This is a genomic window from uncultured Oscillibacter sp., from assembly GCF_950073225.1.
In the GTDB taxonomy this organism is placed as follows: Bacteria; Bacillota; Clostridia; order Oscillospirales; family Oscillospiraceae; genus Oscillibacter.
Genome location: NZ_CATMPS010000029.1, coordinates 18,548 through 35,189 on the forward strand (window position 1 = coordinate 18,548; position 16,642 = coordinate 35,189).

The window sequence follows — 16,642 nt, forward strand, 5'->3', positions numbered from 1 at the left end:
CCTTAATTCTGGTGATACTCCGGGCAGGTACATTTTTTCCACTTCAGCCCGCTGCCGCAGGGGCAGGGGTCGTTCCGCCCGATTTTCACAACCTTGAGGGGCTGCTTCTTCGGCTTGGTCCCGTCGCCGCCGACGTTCTCCACCATGCCCTTGGCTACCCGCTCCCGCTTGACCTCCTCGTCCTTCCTCAGGCGCACGGAGTACAGCCGACGGACGGTCTCGTCCTGGATGGCGGCGATCATCTCCTCGAACATCTCCAGGGACTCCCGCTTATACACGTCCACCGGATTGTTGTTGCCGTAGGACTGGAGCCGGATGCCCTGCTTCAAGTCGTCCATGGCGTCGATGTGGTCCATCCAGTACTCGTCCACCACCCGGAGCATGACCACCCGCTCCAGCTCCCGCATAATGGGGCTGGTGATCTCCGCCTCTTTGTTCTCATAGAAGCTCTCGGCGGCGGCGATGAAGGCCTCGTCAAAGTCCTCCTGGCTCTTGCCGGGAACCTCCCCCTCGGGGATGCTTACGGCCCCCTGGGCAAAGTACATGCCCTCCAGCCCCCGGAGCATCTCCCGATATCCGGCGGCGTCCAGATGCGGCTTTTCGCCAAAGGCCAGGCTGACATGGTTCCCGATGGAGGTGTGCATCATGTTCAGCACCGTGTCCTTGATGTCCATGCCGTCCAGAACCTGGCGGCGCTGACTGTAGATCAGCTCCCGCTGCTTGTTCATCACGTCGTCGTATTCCAGCACGGATTTCCGGGACTGGAAGTTCCGGGACTCCACGGTGGTCTGGGCGTTTTCAATGGCCTTGGTCAGCATTTTATTTTCGATGGGGGTGTCCTCGTCCAGGTCAAACCGCTCCATCATGTTCGTAATCCGGTCCCCGCCGAAAAGGCGCATCAAATCGTCCTCCAGGGAGATATAAAACTTCGTCTCGCCGGGGTCCCCCTGGCGGCCCGCGCGGCCCCGGAGCTGGTTGTCAATCCGGCGGGACTCGTGGCGCTCCGTGCCGATGATGAACAGCCCTCCGGCCTCCCGGACCTGGTCCGCCTCGCTGGCGATTTCCGCCTTGTGCTGGGCCAGCTTCTCGGCAAAGAGCTTCCGGGCGTCCAGAATCTCCTGGTTGTCCGTGTCGGCGTAGCCCGTGGCGTCCACAATGACCTCCTCGGAGTACCCTGCCTTGTCCAGGTCCGCCCTGGCAAGGTATTCGGCGTTGCCCCCCAGCATGATATCGGTGCCGCGGCCCGCCATGTTGGTGGCCACGGTGACGGCCCCCAGCTTGCCCGCCTGGGCGACAATCTCCGCCTCTTTTTCGTGGTTCTTGGCGTTCAGCAGGTTGTGCTTGATGCCCTCCCGGGCCAGGAGCTTGGAAAGAAGCTCGTTTTTCTCGATGGACACGGTGCCCACCAGCACGGGCTGGCCCTTTTCGTGGCACTCCTTGATCTGCTGGATGACGGCCCGGAACTTCCCGGCCTCGGTCTTGTAGACCACATCGTGGTGGTCGCTGCGCTGGTTGGGGCGGTTGGTGGGGATCTCGATGATGTCCAGGTTGTAGATGGTGCCGAATTCCTCCTGCTCCGTCATGGCCGTGCCGGTCATGCCGGAGAGCTTGTCATAGAGCCGGAAGTAGTTCTGGAAGGTAATCGTCGCCAGGGTCCGGTTTTCGCTGTTGACGTTGACATGCTCCTTGGCCTCGATGGCCTGGTGGAGGCCGTTGGAGTACCTTCTGCCGAACATCAGGCGGCCGGTGAACTCGTCCACGATGATGACTTCCCCGTCCTTCACCACATAGTCGATGTCCCGTTTCATGGTGCCGTGGGCCTTGAGAGCCTGGTTGATGTGGTGGCTGACGGTGGAGTTGGAGGGGTCCGAGAGGTTTTCCACATGGAAGTACTCCTCCGCCTTGGCGATGCCCCGGGCGGTGAGGGTGGCGGTTTTGGCCTTTTCGTCCACCACATAGTCCGCGTCGATGTCCGCGGCCTCCTCTTCCTTGTTGTCCACCTGGACCACCACCTGCTTTTTGAGCTTCGCCACGAACATCTCCGTCAGGTCGTACATCTGGGTGGACTTCTCCCCCTGGCCGGAGATGATGAGGGGGGTCCGGGCCTCGTCGATAAGGATGGAGTCCACCTCGTCCACGATGGCGAAGGAATGGCCCCGCTGGACCAGCTCCTGGGAGTAGATGCACATATTGTCCCGGAGGTAGTCGAAGCCCATCTCGTTGTTGGTTCCGTAGGTGATGTCGGCGGCGTAGGCCTCCTGGCGCTGCTTGGAGGTCAGGCCGTGGACAATGAGGCCCACCTTGAGCCCCAGGAAGCGGTGGACCTTGCCCATCCACTCGCTGTCGCGCTTGGCCAGGTAGTCGTTGACGGTGACGATATGCACGCCCTTCCCCGCCAGGGCATTGAGGTAGGCGGGCAGGGTCGCCACCAGGGTCTTGCCCTCGCCGGTCTTCATCTCGGCGATGCGGCCCTGGTGGAGGACGATGCCGCCCACCAGCTGCACCCGGTAGGGCCGGAGGCCCAGCACCCGGTCCGACGCCTCCCGGGCGGTGGCGAAGGCCTCGGGGAGAATGTCGTCCAGAGTCTCGCCGTTTTGCAGGCGCTCCTTGAACTCCTGGGTCTTTGCCTGGAGCTGGGCGTCGCTCATGGCCTTGTACTCATCGGCCATGGCCTCAATTTTGTCCGCGATGGGGGTAATGGATTTCAGCTCCCGGGAGCTGTAGTCGCCGAAAATCTTTTGAATCAGGCCCATGATTGTTTGAAACTTCCTTTCGATTGTTCCGCCGCCCGGAAGGGCGGGAATTTCATAGTAAAACAAGCATAGCTTACCACAGTTTCCCCTGGAATGCAAAGGAAATCAGGGGCGGCCGGAAAAAAGTTTACAAAGCGGAAACGCTCACAGTTCCGTATCCAGCAGCATCCGGACGCGGCTTTCCACGGTCCCCTCGCCGGTGCTGGCGTCATAGTCCACGCTGACCAGCAGGGCGTCCGGCAGTTTTCGCTGGAGGGCGGCGTACTGCCCCTTGCCGAAAATATGTCCCGGCAGGCAGCCAAAGGGCTGGACGCAGAGGATCTTCCGGTACCCGAGCCCGGCCCAGGCCGCCGCCTCGGCGGTGACGAGCCACCCGTCGGCCACGGTGCAGTTTAAAGGCGCGAAGCCTTCCGCACGGCGTTTCAGCTCCGCCAGCGGCGGCAGGGTGTGAAACCCGGCCTCCCGCAAAAACGCCAGCAGCTCCCGCTGGATTCCCCCCAGCCATTCGGACAGGAAGCGGTACGCCTTCCGCTGGTAGGCGGGGCCCTTCAGGCTGTGGGTATCCATATAATAGAGGGCGTACCAGGTAAGGCCGCCCACTCCGATTTCGCAGCGCTCCGCGGCCAGATACCGCTCCAGGTTCCAGTTCCCCAGATGGCAGTACTTTGTATATATCTCTCCCACAACAGCAACCCTCCGCGCGTCCCCGGGCGCCGTCTCAATCCGGCGGAAGGAGGCCGCGATCTCCCGGCAGCGCTCCAGAATGCGGCGCCGGGAAAGGCCCGTCCCCCGGCGCAGGTCCTCCCCCAGCGTCTCCATCCAGCGCCGCCAAAGCGCCTCCGCGCCGCCGGGGCGGACCTCATAGGGCCGCACCTGGTTCCGGGCAATCGCCAGCGCGTCCCCCCACACCGCCGCCGCCAGCGCCCGTCGGATCATCGGCAGGGTGATGGGAAGGCCCGTGTCCCGGTCGATATCCCGGACATTCAGGGATAGCAGCGCCACCTCCGGGTATCCCGCCTTGTCCAGCGCTTTCCGCATCAGCCGGATGCCGCAGGAGCCCCGGCACTCGTCCCCGGCCTGTCCCATCAGCACGCCGCACTCCGCCGGGTCATACTCCCCGGATTCCAGGGCGGCCAGCACCTGCCCCGCCACCAGAAAGACGGGGTAGCACAGTTCATTGTGGAAATACCGCATTCCCCGGTCCGCCAGGCCCCGTTCCTCCCGCAGCAAAACCGGCTCCCACTCCCGGGAAGCGAACGCGTGCCGCAGCAAGGGGAACCAATCGTCCAGAAGGGCGGGAATCAGCAGCGTGCGGGGCATAGCGGTCTCCTCCTTTCCGGTGTGTGGGCTTTATGCACAGTATACTCCCTTCCCCCTTCCCTGTCCAGCCGGGGAAAACCGCTGGTCACTTTTTCTAAACCAGGCAAAATCATTCGATTGTTCCTTGTATATTCCGTCAAAACATGTTACAATGATTTGTACTAAGAGATAAGGAGGGCCTCACTATGAAGCTCAGCTTTTACGGCGCGGACCAATGCGTCACCGGAAGCTGCCACTGCCTGGAGATCAACGACACCCGCATTCTCATCGACTGCGGCCTCCAGCAGGGCCGGGACGAGGTTTCCAACGGCGAATTCCCCTTTGCCGCCAACACCATCGACTACGTCCTGGTCACCCACGCCCACATCGACCACTCCGGCCGGATTCCCATGCTCATCAAGCAGGGCTTCAAGGGCCGCATCCTCACCACCCGCCTCACCGCCCAGCTGCTGGAAATCATGCTGCTGGACTCCGCCCACATCCAGGAGCAGGACGCGGAGTGGAAAAACCGCAAGGGTGAGCGCTCCGGCGCGCCCCGGACCGAGCCCCTCTACACCGTGGAGGACGCGGAGCGGGTCAAGGAATTCATGGTTGTCTGCGAGTACGGCGAGCTCATCAACCTGTGCGAGGGCGTGGACATCGAGTTCACCGACGCGGGGCACCTGCTGGGCTCCGCCTTCGTGGCCATGGACCTGCGGGAAAACGGCGTGAAAAAGAGCATCGTCTTCTCCGGGGACATCGGCAACATCAACCAGCCCGTCATCCGGGACCCGGTGCAGCTGGCCGGGGCGGACTACGTGGTGATGGAGTCCACCTACGGCGACCGGAACCACCCGGAGAGCTGGGGCTACACCGACGAGCTGGCCCGGATCATCGACGAGACCATGGCCCGGGGGGGCAACGTCATCATCCCCTCCTTCGCCGTAGGCCGGACCCAGGAGCTTCTCTACTTCATCCGGGAGATTAAGGAACAGCACATGGTTTCCTCCTGCCCGGATTTCCCGGTGTACATCGACTCTCCCCTGGCGAAAAAGGCCACGTCCATCTTTGACGGGGACCTCCGGGGCTATATGGACCACGACGCGGTGTGGCTGGTGCGCAAGGGCACGAACATGTTCCGCTTCCCCAACCTTCACGCCACGGAGACCAGCGAGGAGTCCAAGGCCCTCAACGAGGACCGGACCCCCAAGGTCATCATCTCCGCCTCCGGCATGTGCGACGCGGGCCGCATCCGCCACCACCTGAAGCACAACCTCTGGCGGCCGGAGAGCACCGTACTCTTCGTGGGCTTCCAGGGGGAGGGCACCCTGGGCCGCCAGCTGCTGGAGGGGGCGGAGAGCGTGAAGCTCTTCGGCGAGGAAATCACCGTCCGGGCCCGTCTGGAGAACTTCACCGGCCTCAGCTCCCACGCGGACCGGGATCATCTGCTGAAGTGGATCTCCGGCTTCCAGAACCCCAAGCCCCAGCACGTCTTTGTAGTCCACGGGGACCGGGAGGTGGCTCCCCACTTCGCCCAGACCCTGGAAAACATGGGCATCTCCGCCCATGCCCCCCAGTACACGGAGGTTTACGACCTGGCGGCCGGAACCATCCTCGAACGGGGCTACCTGCCGGAGCGGAAGGTCAAGCCGGTCACCGGCTCCAAGGGCGCGCCGGCTTACGAGCGCCTGGCGTCCGTGGGCAGCATGCTTACCGAGTTCATCAAGCGCAGCAAGGGCCGGGACAACAAGTCCCTGGCGAAGTACGCCGCGGAGCTGCGGCAGCTGCTTGAAAAGTGGGAGGCTTAAGCGCCGGATCTATGGAATACTTGAAAAACGGCCAAATCCACACCGCCCTGACGGAGGGCTATTCCAGCGAAGGCTATGGCGTCGTCCGGCTGGACGGCGCCGTGGTCTTCGTGCCCCGGGCCGTCCGGGGGGAGCGGATTGACCTGAGAATCACCCGGGTCATGAAAACCCACGCCCTGGGGGAAATCGTGAAGATTCACACCCCCTCCCCGGAGCGGGCCGTCCCGGACTGCCCTTATTACGGCAGGTGCGGCGGCTGCGACTTCCGCCACCTCTCCTACGCGGAGGAGCTCCGGGCCAAGCGGCAGCGGGTTCAGGACGCACTGAGCCGCATCGGCGGCGCAGATGTCCAGGTGGAGGAAATCCTGGGCGCCAAAAACCCGGAGCATTACCGCAATAAATGCCAGTATCCCGTGGGGCCCCGGGGGGAAATCGGCTTCTTCCAGGCTCGGACTCACCAAGTGGTTCCGGTAGATCGCTGCCTCCTCCAGCCGGAGGTCTGCGACCGGACGGCCCACGCCGTGGGAAGCTGGATGAAGCGCTATAAAATCCCCGCCTATGACGAGGCCACGGGCCGGGGGCTGGTTCGTCATGTCTACGTGCGGGCCAACCGCAAGGGCGAGAGCCTGTGCTGCGTCGTCGTCAACGGGCGGAAGGTCCCCCGGGAGGCGGAACTGGCCGCCCTGGTCCTGGCCGCCGCGCCCAAAACCTTGGGCGTGGTGCTGAACGTGAACACGAAAAAAGGCAACGTGATTCTGGGGGACCAGTACCGGACCCTCTGGGGGCAGGACTTTTTGATGGACACGCTGTGCGGCCTGGAGTTCAAGCTGTCGGTCCCCTCCTTCTACCAGGTAAACCGGGACCAGGCGGAAGTTCTCTATGGAAAGGCCCTGGAGTTCGCCGCCCTGACGGGGGAGGAAACGGCGCTGGACCTCTACTGCGGCGCGGGGACCATCACGCTGTGTCTGGCGGGCCGGGCCAAACGGGCCATCGGCGCGGAGATCGTCCCCGCCGCTATCCGGGACGCGGAGGAAAACGCGGCCCGGAACGGCGTGAACAATGCGGCGTTCTTCTGCGGCGACGCGGCGGACACGGCGGCCATGCTGGAGGCCCAGGGCCTGCGGCCGGACGTGATTACAGTGGACCCGCCCCGGAAGGGGCTCAGCCCGGAGGTCATCGCCTCGGCGGCGGCTATGGGGCCGGAGCGGATTGTGTATGTCTCCTGCGACCCGGGAACCCTGGGAAGAGACGTAAAGCTGTTCGCAGAGCGGGGCTACCGGGCCCTCCGGGCGGCGGCGGTGGATATGTTTCCGGGGACGCGGCATGTGGAGACGATAATATTACTACAAAAAGAAAACTCGTAGAAATCCTGTGTTTCCAATGCTTTGCGCCTCATGTGGTTTTTGACACAGAGGGTGATAAAATCCGAAATAAGCGAATTGAGAAGTACATCACCGTTTCTATCGTGATTGATGTGGAGTGTGGGAACACAAAGAATTGAATAGAACACTGGCACATAGGAGCCGCAGATTTTGAACATCTGCGGCTCTTTTCTTGCCTACATATCGAAAGGAGCGGAGCGTCATGCCGGTATTCCGCGTGGAGAAAAACAAGGACTATACCGTGATGGCAAATTTCCATCTGCGGGACAAATCTCTGTCTCTGAAAGCCAAGGGCCTATTATCACAAATGTTGTCTCTTCCGGAGGATTGGGACTATACCCTGTCCGGCCTGTGCTACATCAACCGGGAGAGCAAAGACGCCATTCGTTCCGCCGTCAATGAGTTGGAGCGGGCCGGGTACATCGAGCGCCACCAGACCACGGACAAGGGCGGCAAGTTCAGCAGCAACGAGTACATCATCCACGAACATCCTGTTTCTTTGTCGCCGTCGTCGGATAAACCGTTGTCGGAAAACCCGACAACGGAAAACCCGGCAACGGTAAAACCGGCAACGGTAAATCCAACGCAACTAAATAAAGATAGAGTAACTAAAGACCAAGCTATTACTGACCGATCAAGTACCCATTCCTTTCCCTCCCTTTCACACCCTCCCGCTGAAACGGCTGGGGCTGTTGCGGCTTCGCCGCCAGAAAGGAAAGGGACAGAAGCGGCTACGCAGAGCGCTGTTGAGATTTTTCGGGACATCATCAAGAAGAATATTGAGTACGACCATCTCCTGCGCTACTCGCAGATTGACCTGGAGGAATTGGACGGCATTGTGGAGCTGCTGGTGGAAACTGTTTGCACAGCCCGAAAGACAATCCGGGTGGCCGGTGACGATTACCCAGCCGAACTGGTAAAAGCCAAGTTGCTGAAACTAAACAGCAACCATATTGAGTTCGTCATGGACTGTATGCGGGAGAACACCACGAAAATTCGCAACATCAAGAAATACCTGCTGGCGGTGCTGTTCAATGCCCCCAACACCATAGGAAGCTACTATACTGCCCTCGTTGCCCACGATATGGCGGAGAGATAATGGGAACCCTATAAAATCGGATGATTTTGCAGGGAGAGGAAGAGGGTGAACGCAGTTTTCGCAGTTGAGTGGACTTTGCAACGACGAAATGGTAGGCAGTGAGTGGAAGCCCACCCGAATTGAGTTGGAAACATCTAGTATCTGGTAGTTATTCGGGCCGACAATTAGTAATGGTCTGCGAGTATGGATCTCATAAATAGTTATATGCGGTAAAACGACTACAATAATTTAGGAGGTTGAACCTAAAAATGGCAAATAAACACGCGAAAAAGCCGGAGGATTCCCGTTACCACGACACCTGGCGGCTACTGAAAAAGTACCGGGATGTGGTCTGGAGCATGGAGCTGTCCGTCCAGCAGGTGAAAAAGGAGTTTGAGATCGAGTTCGGCAGCACCATTGAGGACTTCCTGGAGTCCGCCTATCTGGCTGGGGCCGACTTGGGCGGCACGAAGATCGAGAGCCATGCCCGGTGCATTGAGCGCAGTAACCAGATGCTCAAGCTGCTCAACAATGCGGTGGACATCCTCCGCACCCGGCACAAGAGCGGCGAGACCTACTACTGGCTTCTGTACTATACCTTCCTGTCCCCGCAGCAGCTGGACAACGTGAATGAGATCATCGAACAGCTCCGTCCGCATATCCGGGACATAGGCCGGACAACCTATTACCGGAAGCGGGAGCAGGCGGTAGCGGCCCTGAGTTCCATTCTCTGGGGCTATTCCTCCAAGGACTGTATGACGCTGCTGGCCGACTTTTTCCCTGATATGGAGGCGGAAATTTGATTTTGCCTGTCCGTGGTACAAAATTGGGACAGTTTTAGGACGAAATTGGGACGGCTTTGGAATTGACACGGGAATCTATATATGTTAGACTAAGTATGCTCAAAACTGTAATCAAAAGTGAAAACGACAGCGGGAGGACGCCGATGGGCGTCTTTTTTCATGCTCCCGCCGCAAAGGACAGCGCCCAACGCTTATGGGCGCTGTTTTCGTTTTCCGAGACAAAAAGGAGGTAACTGATTGAACCGAAAAACCACGCTCTCTGAAACTCCGCAGAAAAAGCATCGTAACTACGGACGCATCCTCTATATGGGCTTCTTCGGAACCTCTATGGCAACGGTGCTGGCCCAGCCTGCCCTGGCTGCGGATACCCTCTGGACGAAGGCCAGCGAGGTGATGAAGGATGTCTACACCCAGATCCTGGGCATCTCCACTATTGCGGCCATCGTGACGGCGGCTGTGGCCCTGCTGCTGATGAACTTCTCCCGCTCAGGCCGGACGGTGGACGAATCCCGGGCCTGGCTGAAGCGCATCGTCATCACCTGGATCATCCTCAACTCCCTGGGCTTCATCATGTCCTACATTACCCCCTTCTTCGCCGGCGGTCAGTGGACGCCCTAACCGTCCATGGGCATTTTAGACGGCATTGTAGAGTGGATCGCGGAACAAGTCATGCACGGCCTGGATTTGATCAACACATCAGTTTTGGGCGCGCTGGGCTGCGACATGAGCATATTCCTGCGATACTTTCCAGCTGCGGAAACCATGTACGACATCTTTGTGGCTCTGGCAATCGGCCTGATCCTCTTGATTTGGGTGTGGAACCTGTTCAAGAACTTCGGCATTGGCGGAGGCGGCGAGGCGGAGGACCCAATAAAACTGAGCATTCGTTCCGTCCTGTTTATCGCCCTGGCCTACTACTCCGACCAAATCGTGGACATGGCGCTGGACATCGGCGGTACACCCTACGACTGGATACTGACCTCCGCACTCCCCAACCTGAGCTTTGCGGACTTCAACTCCGTCTTGCTGACCATCATCGGTGTATGTGCCAACGGCGCTGTGGCTCTGATCGTGCTGATTCTGCTCCTCATTCTGGCATGGAACTACTTAAAACTGTTGTTTGAGGCGGCGGAGCGGTATGTGCTGCTGGGCGTCATGGTGTTCACCGCGCCGGTGGCCTTTGCCATGGGCGTGTCTCAGGCCACATCCAACATCTTCAAAAGCTGGTGCAGGATGTTTGCGGGGCAGATTTTTCTGCTTCTGATGAACGCCTGGTGCCTGCGGCTGTTCGTAAGCATGGTGGGCGCGTTCATTGCCAATCCGCTTTCACTCTGACGGAAGGAGACCCTATGAAGAAATTCAAACGCATTTTGACTATCCTGGTCCTGACGGTGCTGGTTCTTTCGGCGCTGTGCGTCCCGGCTCTTGCCATTACGGAGAGTGAGGTGGAGGCCCAGGTGGCGTCGTCCGGCAAGGAGGCGGTCACCGGCAACGTGCTGATCTGGTTTCTGTGCGCCGTTGCGTTCCTGAAAGTCTCGCAGAAGATCGACAGCTTTATGGCGACACTGGGAGTCAACGTGGGCCGCACCGGCGGTTCCATGCTGGCCGAGGCCATGATCGCCGTGAGGGCTGTCACAATGGTTGCGGGAGGAGGGCGTGGGGCTGGTGCTGGCCGCACCGGTTCCGCCGCCGGCAGTACCGCAGGAAAGTCCGGTTCCTCTGGAATGGCAGGATTTTTCAAAGGCGGACTGATCGGTATGGCTGGCCGGCATATCACCAACAGCGCGGTCAGAACAGCCACGACCCAGACCTCCGCTGTCCATACCGCTCAAAACCAGGTGCGGCAGGCCGCAGCCTCCAGTGCTGCTAGCGCCGCGCAGACCGCCGCACAGGTGGACGCGGACACCCATATCAACAGCGAGGTACATGCTGGCGGCTCCCCCATCCATACCGAGAACAGCACTCCTGTTGGAACGCCGCCCCAGGCTGATGTGATCCAAACTGACAACGTGACCGCATCCCCGGCTGTCCCTATGGAGAATGTGCCGCCTATTGCCCCTATGCCCGGCGGGACACCTCCCCAGGAAGGGGTCATCCTCACCGGCAGCGAGCCCCCAGCCCCTGTTCCGCCCTCCAGCCAGATGCCGCAGGCGGTAGATATGCCCCCTACCAGCCTTGCACCCGGCGGGACACCGCCCCAGGAGGGCGTTGTCCTCACTGGCAGCGAGCCTCCAGCCCCTGTTCCTCCGGCCGGCCCGCCGCAGACTGTGGGTACGCCGCCTGAGAGCATACCTGTCGATTCAGTACCGCAGACTGTGGTTACACCGCCGGAGAGTATTCCTGCTGACAGTGTGCCGCCCCAAGAGGGTATTGTCATTACCGGCGGTGAGAACACCGTCCATGCGCCGCAGACCGAAAATGTGTATGCTGGCGGCGCAGAGGGGAGTGTTCACAGGGAAAATACGGTTGTTTCCGGCGGCGAGCAGCGTGCGGAGACCCACATGGAACGCTCCTCCCAGACGGTCCATACCACATCCTCCAGTGAGCGGGTGCATACCAACCGCTTTCAAGCTGGCGCGGGGGCACGGCCCACTCTGGGCGGCATGGTATTCTCCCATTCCCTGGCCACCGGCGGCAGCTTTGCCAATGATGTGATTGGCTCTGTGGCCCGCGGCGAGGTGGCTGGCAGTATTACCGGCGACATGGCGGCCCAGTCTCTGTCTTCGTATATGGGCTATACCTCTCCCGGCATTGGAAGCCGGGACGCCCCTATCTACTCCGATGTGGAGATTGGCCGGGGCCGGATCACCGGCGTAGAAACCGTATCGGGAGCGAGCGAAGGACTTTCCTTTGCGATGTACCATGTGGATCAATACACCGCTCCTTCTGGTGACTATACCAAAATTGTCTCTGCCGACGGAACGCAGTGGTACAAGCAGTACGCCCAAGATGCCGTGGAGCGCAAGCCCTACATGGCCCCGGACGATACTGTGGCCTACCATGAGCGCATCATCAAAAAACTTCCCGACCCGCCCAGACGCAAGGATCGGATATAAGGAGGGCCTATGCGGCAAGAAGAACGGGATGTTTATAGCATCCCCCCTAATTTTATTGAGGGCGGTACGCTGATGGGCGGGATGCTCAAGACCCGCAACGTGATCGAGGCCGGCATCCTGGGTGCTTTGACAGGAGTGCCGGTCTTAAAACTGCCCTTTTCCCTCACCATCCGGATCATCGTCCTGTGCCTGACCACCCTGCCCCTGGTGCTGGTGGCCCTGATCGGCATTGGCGGCGGGAGCCTGTCCGAGTTCATTCTCCAATTTTTCAGCTTTCTCCGCAACCGGCGGACGCTGGACAGGGACGGCGCGGACCGGGGGAAAAAGAGCCTGCTCCCCAGCTGGGGCCACAGCGCCCCCAAGGAGGAAGACGACAGCGAGATACCCAAGAGCCGGAACCGTGTAGAGGTAGACTTGAAGGGCCGGAAAGTGGATCGGTTCAAAACCTTCCTGGCCCCGGAAGTAAAGCCCCTCAATCCGCTGGCGGACTATGTGCCGGTGGAGAACATCAAGCACGGTATCATCTACACCCGCGACCGCCGCTATGTGAAGATTCTGGAGGTCGTTCCGGTCAACTTCCTTCTGCGCAGTGCCCAGGAGCAGCGCAGCATTATCTACTCCTTTATCAGCTACCTCAAAATCGCGCCGGTAAAGGTGCAGTTCAAGGTGCTGACCAAGCGGGCGGACATTGACCGCCATGTGCAGGCGGTGCGCCGGGAGCTGGAGCGGGAGACCGACCCCCACTGCCGGATGCTCCAGGAGGACTACCTGCGGCTGATCCGTCAACTAGGTTCCAGAGAGGCCATCACCCGGCGGTTTTTCTTGATTTTTGAGCATGAACCGCTGCCCGGAACGCGCCGAGGACAGGAGGAGGAAGAGGCCATCGCCTCCCTCCAGACCGCTGCCCGCACCGCCGCCAACTACCTGCGCCAATGCGGAAATACGGTTGTGTTGAACCACGATGACGAAAATGAGGCCACGGCGGAGGTGCTGTACCACGTTCTCTGCCGCCAGGAAAGCAATGAGCGCCCCTTTGAGGAAAAGGCCAAGCAGGTGGTGGCCGAGTATCTAACCGCCGGACGACCTGTGGACCAGATCCCGGTGAATGAGTTCTACGCCCCCAACCACATCGATCTATCCCACGGGCGGCACATCTGCATTGACGGCGTGTACTACGCCTATCTGCTGGTGCCCTCCGGCGGCTACAAGACCCAGGTGCCAGCGGGCTGGCTCAGTCTGCTGGTGAACGCTGGAGACGGCATCGACCTGGATATGTTCCTGACCCGGCAGCCCAAAGACCGAATGATCCGTAAGCTGGGCCAGCAGCTGCGCATCAACCGCAGCAAGATCAAGGAGACCAGCGATACCAACACCGACTTCGACGACCTGGACGGAGCTATCCGCAGCGGCTACCTCCTCAAAGACGGTCTGAGCAACAACGAGGACTTCTATTATCTGAACCTTCTGGTCACCATCACCGCCAACAATGTGGAGGACCTGGAGTGGAAGTGCGCGGAGATGAAAAAGCTGCTACTCAGTCAGGATATGGACGTACAGGCCTGTTCCTTCTGTCAGGAACAGGCTTTTTTGTCCTCACTCCCGCTGGTAGCTCTGGAAAAGCACCTCTATGAGCGGTCCAAACGGAACGTGCTGACCCTAGGTGCGGCCAGTTGTTACCCCTTCACCAGCTACGAGATGTGCGACGACAACGGCATTTTGCTGGGGGTGAACAAGCACAACAACTCCCTGATCATCGTGGACATCTTCGATTCCCGGGTCTACAAAAACGCCAATATCGCCATTCTGGGCACCAGCGGCGCGGGCAAGAGCTTTACTATGCAGCTGATGGCAACCCGTATGCGGCGGAAGGGCATCCAGGTATTCATCGTGGCCCCGTTAAAGGGCCATGAGTTCCACCGGGCCTGTTCCAACATCGGCGGGGAGTTCATCCAAATCTCTCCCGCCTCCAAAAACTGCATCAATGTCATGGAGATCCGCAAGGTGGACAAGTCGGTGGACGAGCTGCTGGACGGCCCAGGCGTGGAGAAGTCCCTGCTGGCGGCAAAAATCCAGCGGCTCCATATCTTTTTCTCGCTGCTGATCCCCGACATGACCCATGAGGAGCGGCAGCTTTTGGACGACGCCCTGATCCGCACCTATGCCAAACTGGGCATCACCCATGAGAACAGCACCCTGGACGACCCGACCGACCCCAGCCGCTACCGGACAATGCCGGTGCTGGGGGACTTGTATGAGGTGCTGAAGGAGTCCCAGGAGACAAGGCGGCTGGCAAATATCATCAACCGGCTGGTCAACGGCTCCGCCCGCACCTTCAACCAGCCCACCAACGTGTCTCTGGACAACAAGTACACGGTGCTGGACATCTCCGAACTGACCGGCGACCTGCTGACGGAGGGGATGTTCGTGGCGCTTGATTTTGTCTGGGACAAGGCCAAAGAGAACCGCACCGAGGAAAAGGCCATTTACATTGACGAGTGCTGGCAGCTCATTGGGGCCAACAGCAACCGTCTGGCCGCCGAGTTTGTGCTGGAGATTTTCAAGATCATCCGAGGCTACGGCGGCTCTGCCATCTGCGCTACCCAGGACATCAACGACTTCTTTGCGCTGGAGGACGGCAAGTACGGCAAGGGCATCATCAACAACGCCAAGACGAAAATCTTGCTCAATCTGGAGGAAGAGGAGGCCCGGCGTGTCCAGTCCATCCTGCACCTGTCCGAAGCGGAGGTCATGGAGATCACCCACTTCGAGCGGGGCAGCGGCCTGATTAGCACCAACAACAATAACGTGACGGTGGAAATCAAGTGTAGTCAGATGGAGAAGGAGCTTATCACTACCGACCGCCGGGAGCTTCAGGAACTGCTGGACAAATCCGGTCAGCAGAGTGCCTAATGCGGAGATAATACGGCATTTATACGCATAAAACCGAACCATGAATGATGGACAAAAATAATACGTCAATAATACGGCGTTAATACGGAAGCGGATTTTTAATGCGGAAATAATGCTGAAATAACACGCACAAGGCCAAAACTGGCACCTAAAGCAAGCCAAGCAATACGTCTGTAATACGGCGATAATACGCACAGCAGAGGTGAACATCCATGAAAACACGCGCACAGATGTGTATGTTCCCGGCGACAGGCCCCGGGACTATCGGCTGGTTGCCAAGTACCGGGTTGAACCGGAAAAGCCGGAAATCGACATCAGTGATCTGGAGCCCTACCCGGAGGGCATCGTTGCGGTGGAGATCAAGCGCCCCCTGGCAAAGAAACTGCTGGGACAGAACTTCACCGTTCGTCACCGCACGGCCTGCTGTACCTACACCGTTCTCCAGGACCGGCCTGGGGACTGGCGAGAATTTGATCTTACAAAAGAGAAGGGGGAGGTCACTTGAAGCATTTCCTGTCTAAGATTCTGCTGACTGCCGCGGCGTTTTCCGCGCTTATGGTCAGCGCCCAGGCAATGGATTACAATTTCAGCACCACCGCGCCCCAGGACTTCTACAAGAGCGGGTCCTATGAGGATGTCTACGGTTCCCAGTACAACTATGGTGGGAAAAACGTGGTGGACTTCCAGATCCCCGAGCTGGAGTACGGCCGATTCAGTACCACCCAGACCGGCGTAATGGAGCGGACGATTCTGCCCGGTCTCCAGGGGGCGGTCGCTACCAGTGACGGAACTGCCGGGGGCGGCTATGGCGTCAGCGGCGGCGGTCCTATCACGGTGCTGACGGAAGCTGGCTCCTCCGCCGGTTCCGGCGGGGGCACGGAAACGTTTCTGCCCCCCACCTCGGTCAGCCAGCCCACAACTCCGCAGAAACCTGCCTACACCAGCGTGGAGGATATGAAGCGGAGTGACGGCAGCATCGGAACGGTCAAGATTCCCTCCCTGGACATCAACATGAAGGTCTGGGAGGGCGAAACCAACGCCAGTATGAAGAAAGGCCTGGGGCATTACAGCTCCACCTCTGCCTGGAATGGCAATGTTTCGGTGTGTGGGCATAACCGGGGCGCCAAATACACCATCGGTTCTATCAAGAATCTGAAAAAGGGTGATACCATTACCTATACCACCCTCTTGGGTACAAGGACCTATGCGGTGGAAACCGTGACCACCATCAGCAATGACGATTGGAGCTATCTCCAGGCCACTTCGGACAACCGTATTACCATCACCACCTGTCTGGCCGATCACCCGGAGAGCCGCGTCTGCGTGCAGGCTGTGGAGGTGAAGTAGACATGGCAGCCCGGAAAATTTTGAATCGGGGTCCCCCCTGTTGTTGAAAAACGCTATCCATTTCCGTATAACTATAAATTTTGAGTTTTCGTAAAAATCAAAAAGGGCAAAAATGGAAACTGCATCAAAAGTACAGCTACGATTTTATGCGGCAAAGCCGCGGATCTTCAGCTGCCGCTGGTTAGGCTTCAAAGGTTTGAAGTATC

At 59.4% G+C, this 16,642-nt stretch carries 12 protein-coding genes; 10 read left to right on the plus strand and 2 right to left on the minus strand.

Annotation, left to right across the window (positions count from 1 at the left end; genetic code table 11):
• Positions 1-2 precede the first annotated feature (2 nt).
• Positions 3-2,753 (minus strand): preprotein translocase subunit SecA, encoded by a 2,751-nt coding sequence (secA, locus tag Q1M04_RS12395; RefSeq protein ID WP_297999263.1) that lies wholly within the window; start codon positions 2,751-2,753, stop codon positions 3-5.
• A 144-nt stretch (positions 2,754-2,897) separates the two neighbouring features.
• Positions 2,898-4,073 (minus strand): hypothetical protein, encoded by a 1,176-nt coding sequence (locus Q1M04_RS12400; RefSeq protein WP_297999265.1) that lies wholly within the window; start codon positions 4,071-4,073, stop codon positions 2,898-2,900.
• A gap of 185 nt (positions 4,074-4,258) precedes the next feature.
• Between Q1M04_RS12400 and Q1M04_RS12405 the strand changes: the two genes are divergently transcribed.
• From Q1M04_RS12405 to Q1M04_RS12450, 10 genes are all read left to right on the plus strand, one after another.
• The gene (locus tag Q1M04_RS12405) at positions 4,259-5,860 is read left to right on the plus strand and encodes an MBL fold metallo-hydrolase RNA specificity domain-containing protein (RefSeq protein ID WP_295757105.1); all 1,602 of its coding nucleotides are present in this window, start codon (positions 4,259-4,261) and stop codon (positions 5,858-5,860) included.
• 11 nt (positions 5,861-5,871) lie between these two features.
• Positions 5,872-7,224, plus strand: a complete 1,353-nt coding sequence (rlmD, locus tag Q1M04_RS12410; protein ID WP_297999268.1) for a 23S rRNA (uracil(1939)-C(5))-methyltransferase RlmD — start codon at positions 5,872-5,874, stop codon at positions 7,222-7,224.
• Between the two features lie 220 nt (positions 7,225-7,444).
• The gene (locus Q1M04_RS12415; RefSeq protein ID WP_297999271.1) at positions 7,445-8,341 is read left to right on the plus strand and encodes a DUF6017 domain-containing protein; all 897 of its coding nucleotides are present in this window, start codon (positions 7,445-7,447) and stop codon (positions 8,339-8,341) included.
• Positions 8,342-8,589: 248 nt separating this feature from the next.
• Positions 8,590-9,123, plus strand: coding sequence for a hypothetical protein (locus Q1M04_RS12420; protein ID WP_297999273.1), 534 nt, complete (start codon positions 8,590-8,592; stop codon positions 9,121-9,123).
• A gap of 306 nt (positions 9,124-9,429) precedes the next feature.
• Entirely contained in the window at positions 9,430-9,741 is a 312-nt protein-coding gene (locus Q1M04_RS12425) for a fimbrial protein (RefSeq protein ID WP_297999278.1), read from the plus strand.
• Positions 9,742-9,747: 6 nt separating this feature from the next.
• Positions 9,748-10,458 carry a hypothetical protein gene (locus tag Q1M04_RS12430; RefSeq protein ID WP_297999276.1) on the plus strand — a complete coding sequence of 237 codons (711 nt, stop codon included), beginning with the start codon at positions 9,748-9,750 and terminating at the stop codon, positions 10,456-10,458.
• 14 nt (positions 10,459-10,472) lie between these two features.
• Complete coding sequence (locus tag Q1M04_RS12435) at positions 10,473-12,179, plus strand: hypothetical protein (protein ID WP_300346587.1); 1,707 nt, start codon at positions 10,473-10,475, stop codon at positions 12,177-12,179.
• A 9-nt stretch (positions 12,180-12,188) separates the two neighbouring features.
• Positions 12,189-15,089 (plus strand): VirB4 family type IV secretion system protein, encoded by a 2,901-nt coding sequence (locus tag Q1M04_RS12440; protein ID WP_300346588.1) that lies wholly within the window; start codon positions 12,189-12,191, stop codon positions 15,087-15,089.
• A 202-nt stretch (positions 15,090-15,291) separates the two neighbouring features.
• Complete coding sequence (locus tag Q1M04_RS12445; RefSeq protein WP_300346589.1) at positions 15,292-15,594, plus strand: hypothetical protein; 303 nt, start codon at positions 15,292-15,294, stop codon at positions 15,592-15,594.
• Positions 15,591-16,436, plus strand: a complete 846-nt coding sequence (locus Q1M04_RS12450; RefSeq protein ID WP_300346590.1) for a class D sortase — start codon at positions 15,591-15,593, stop codon at positions 16,434-16,436. Before Q1M04_RS12445 ends, Q1M04_RS12450 begins: the two co-directional genes overlap by 4 nt.
• Positions 16,437-16,642 lie beyond the last annotated feature (206 nt).

Excerpts from the sequence above, each read along its gene's own strand:
- secA (WP_297999263.1), bottom strand. The coding sequence starts at position 2,753 with ATGGGCCTGATTCAAAAGATTTTCGGCGACTACAGCTCCCGGGAGCTG.
- Q1M04_RS12400 (WP_297999265.1), bottom strand. The coding sequence starts at position 4,073 with ATGCCCCGCACGCTGCTGATTCCCGCCCTTCTGGACGATTGGTTCCCC.
- Q1M04_RS12405 (WP_295757105.1), top strand. The coding sequence starts at position 4,259 with ATGAAGCTCAGCTTTTACGGCGCGGACCAATGCGTCACCGGAAGCTGC.
- rlmD (WP_297999268.1), top strand. The coding sequence starts at position 5,872 with ATGGAATACTTGAAAAACGGCCAAATCCACACCGCCCTGACGGAGGGC.
- Q1M04_RS12415 (WP_297999271.1), top strand. The coding sequence starts at position 7,445 with ATGCCGGTATTCCGCGTGGAGAAAAACAAGGACTATACCGTGATGGCA.
- Q1M04_RS12420 (WP_297999273.1), top strand. The coding sequence starts at position 8,590 with ATGGCAAATAAACACGCGAAAAAGCCGGAGGATTCCCGTTACCACGAC.
- Q1M04_RS12425 (WP_297999278.1), top strand. The coding sequence starts at position 9,430 with ATGGGCTTCTTCGGAACCTCTATGGCAACGGTGCTGGCCCAGCCTGCC.
- Q1M04_RS12430 (WP_297999276.1), top strand. The coding sequence starts at position 9,748 with ATGGGCATTTTAGACGGCATTGTAGAGTGGATCGCGGAACAAGTCATG.
- Q1M04_RS12435 (WP_300346587.1), top strand. The coding sequence starts at position 10,473 with ATGAAGAAATTCAAACGCATTTTGACTATCCTGGTCCTGACGGTGCTG.
- Q1M04_RS12440 (WP_300346588.1), top strand. The coding sequence starts at position 12,189 with ATGCGGCAAGAAGAACGGGATGTTTATAGCATCCCCCCTAATTTTATT.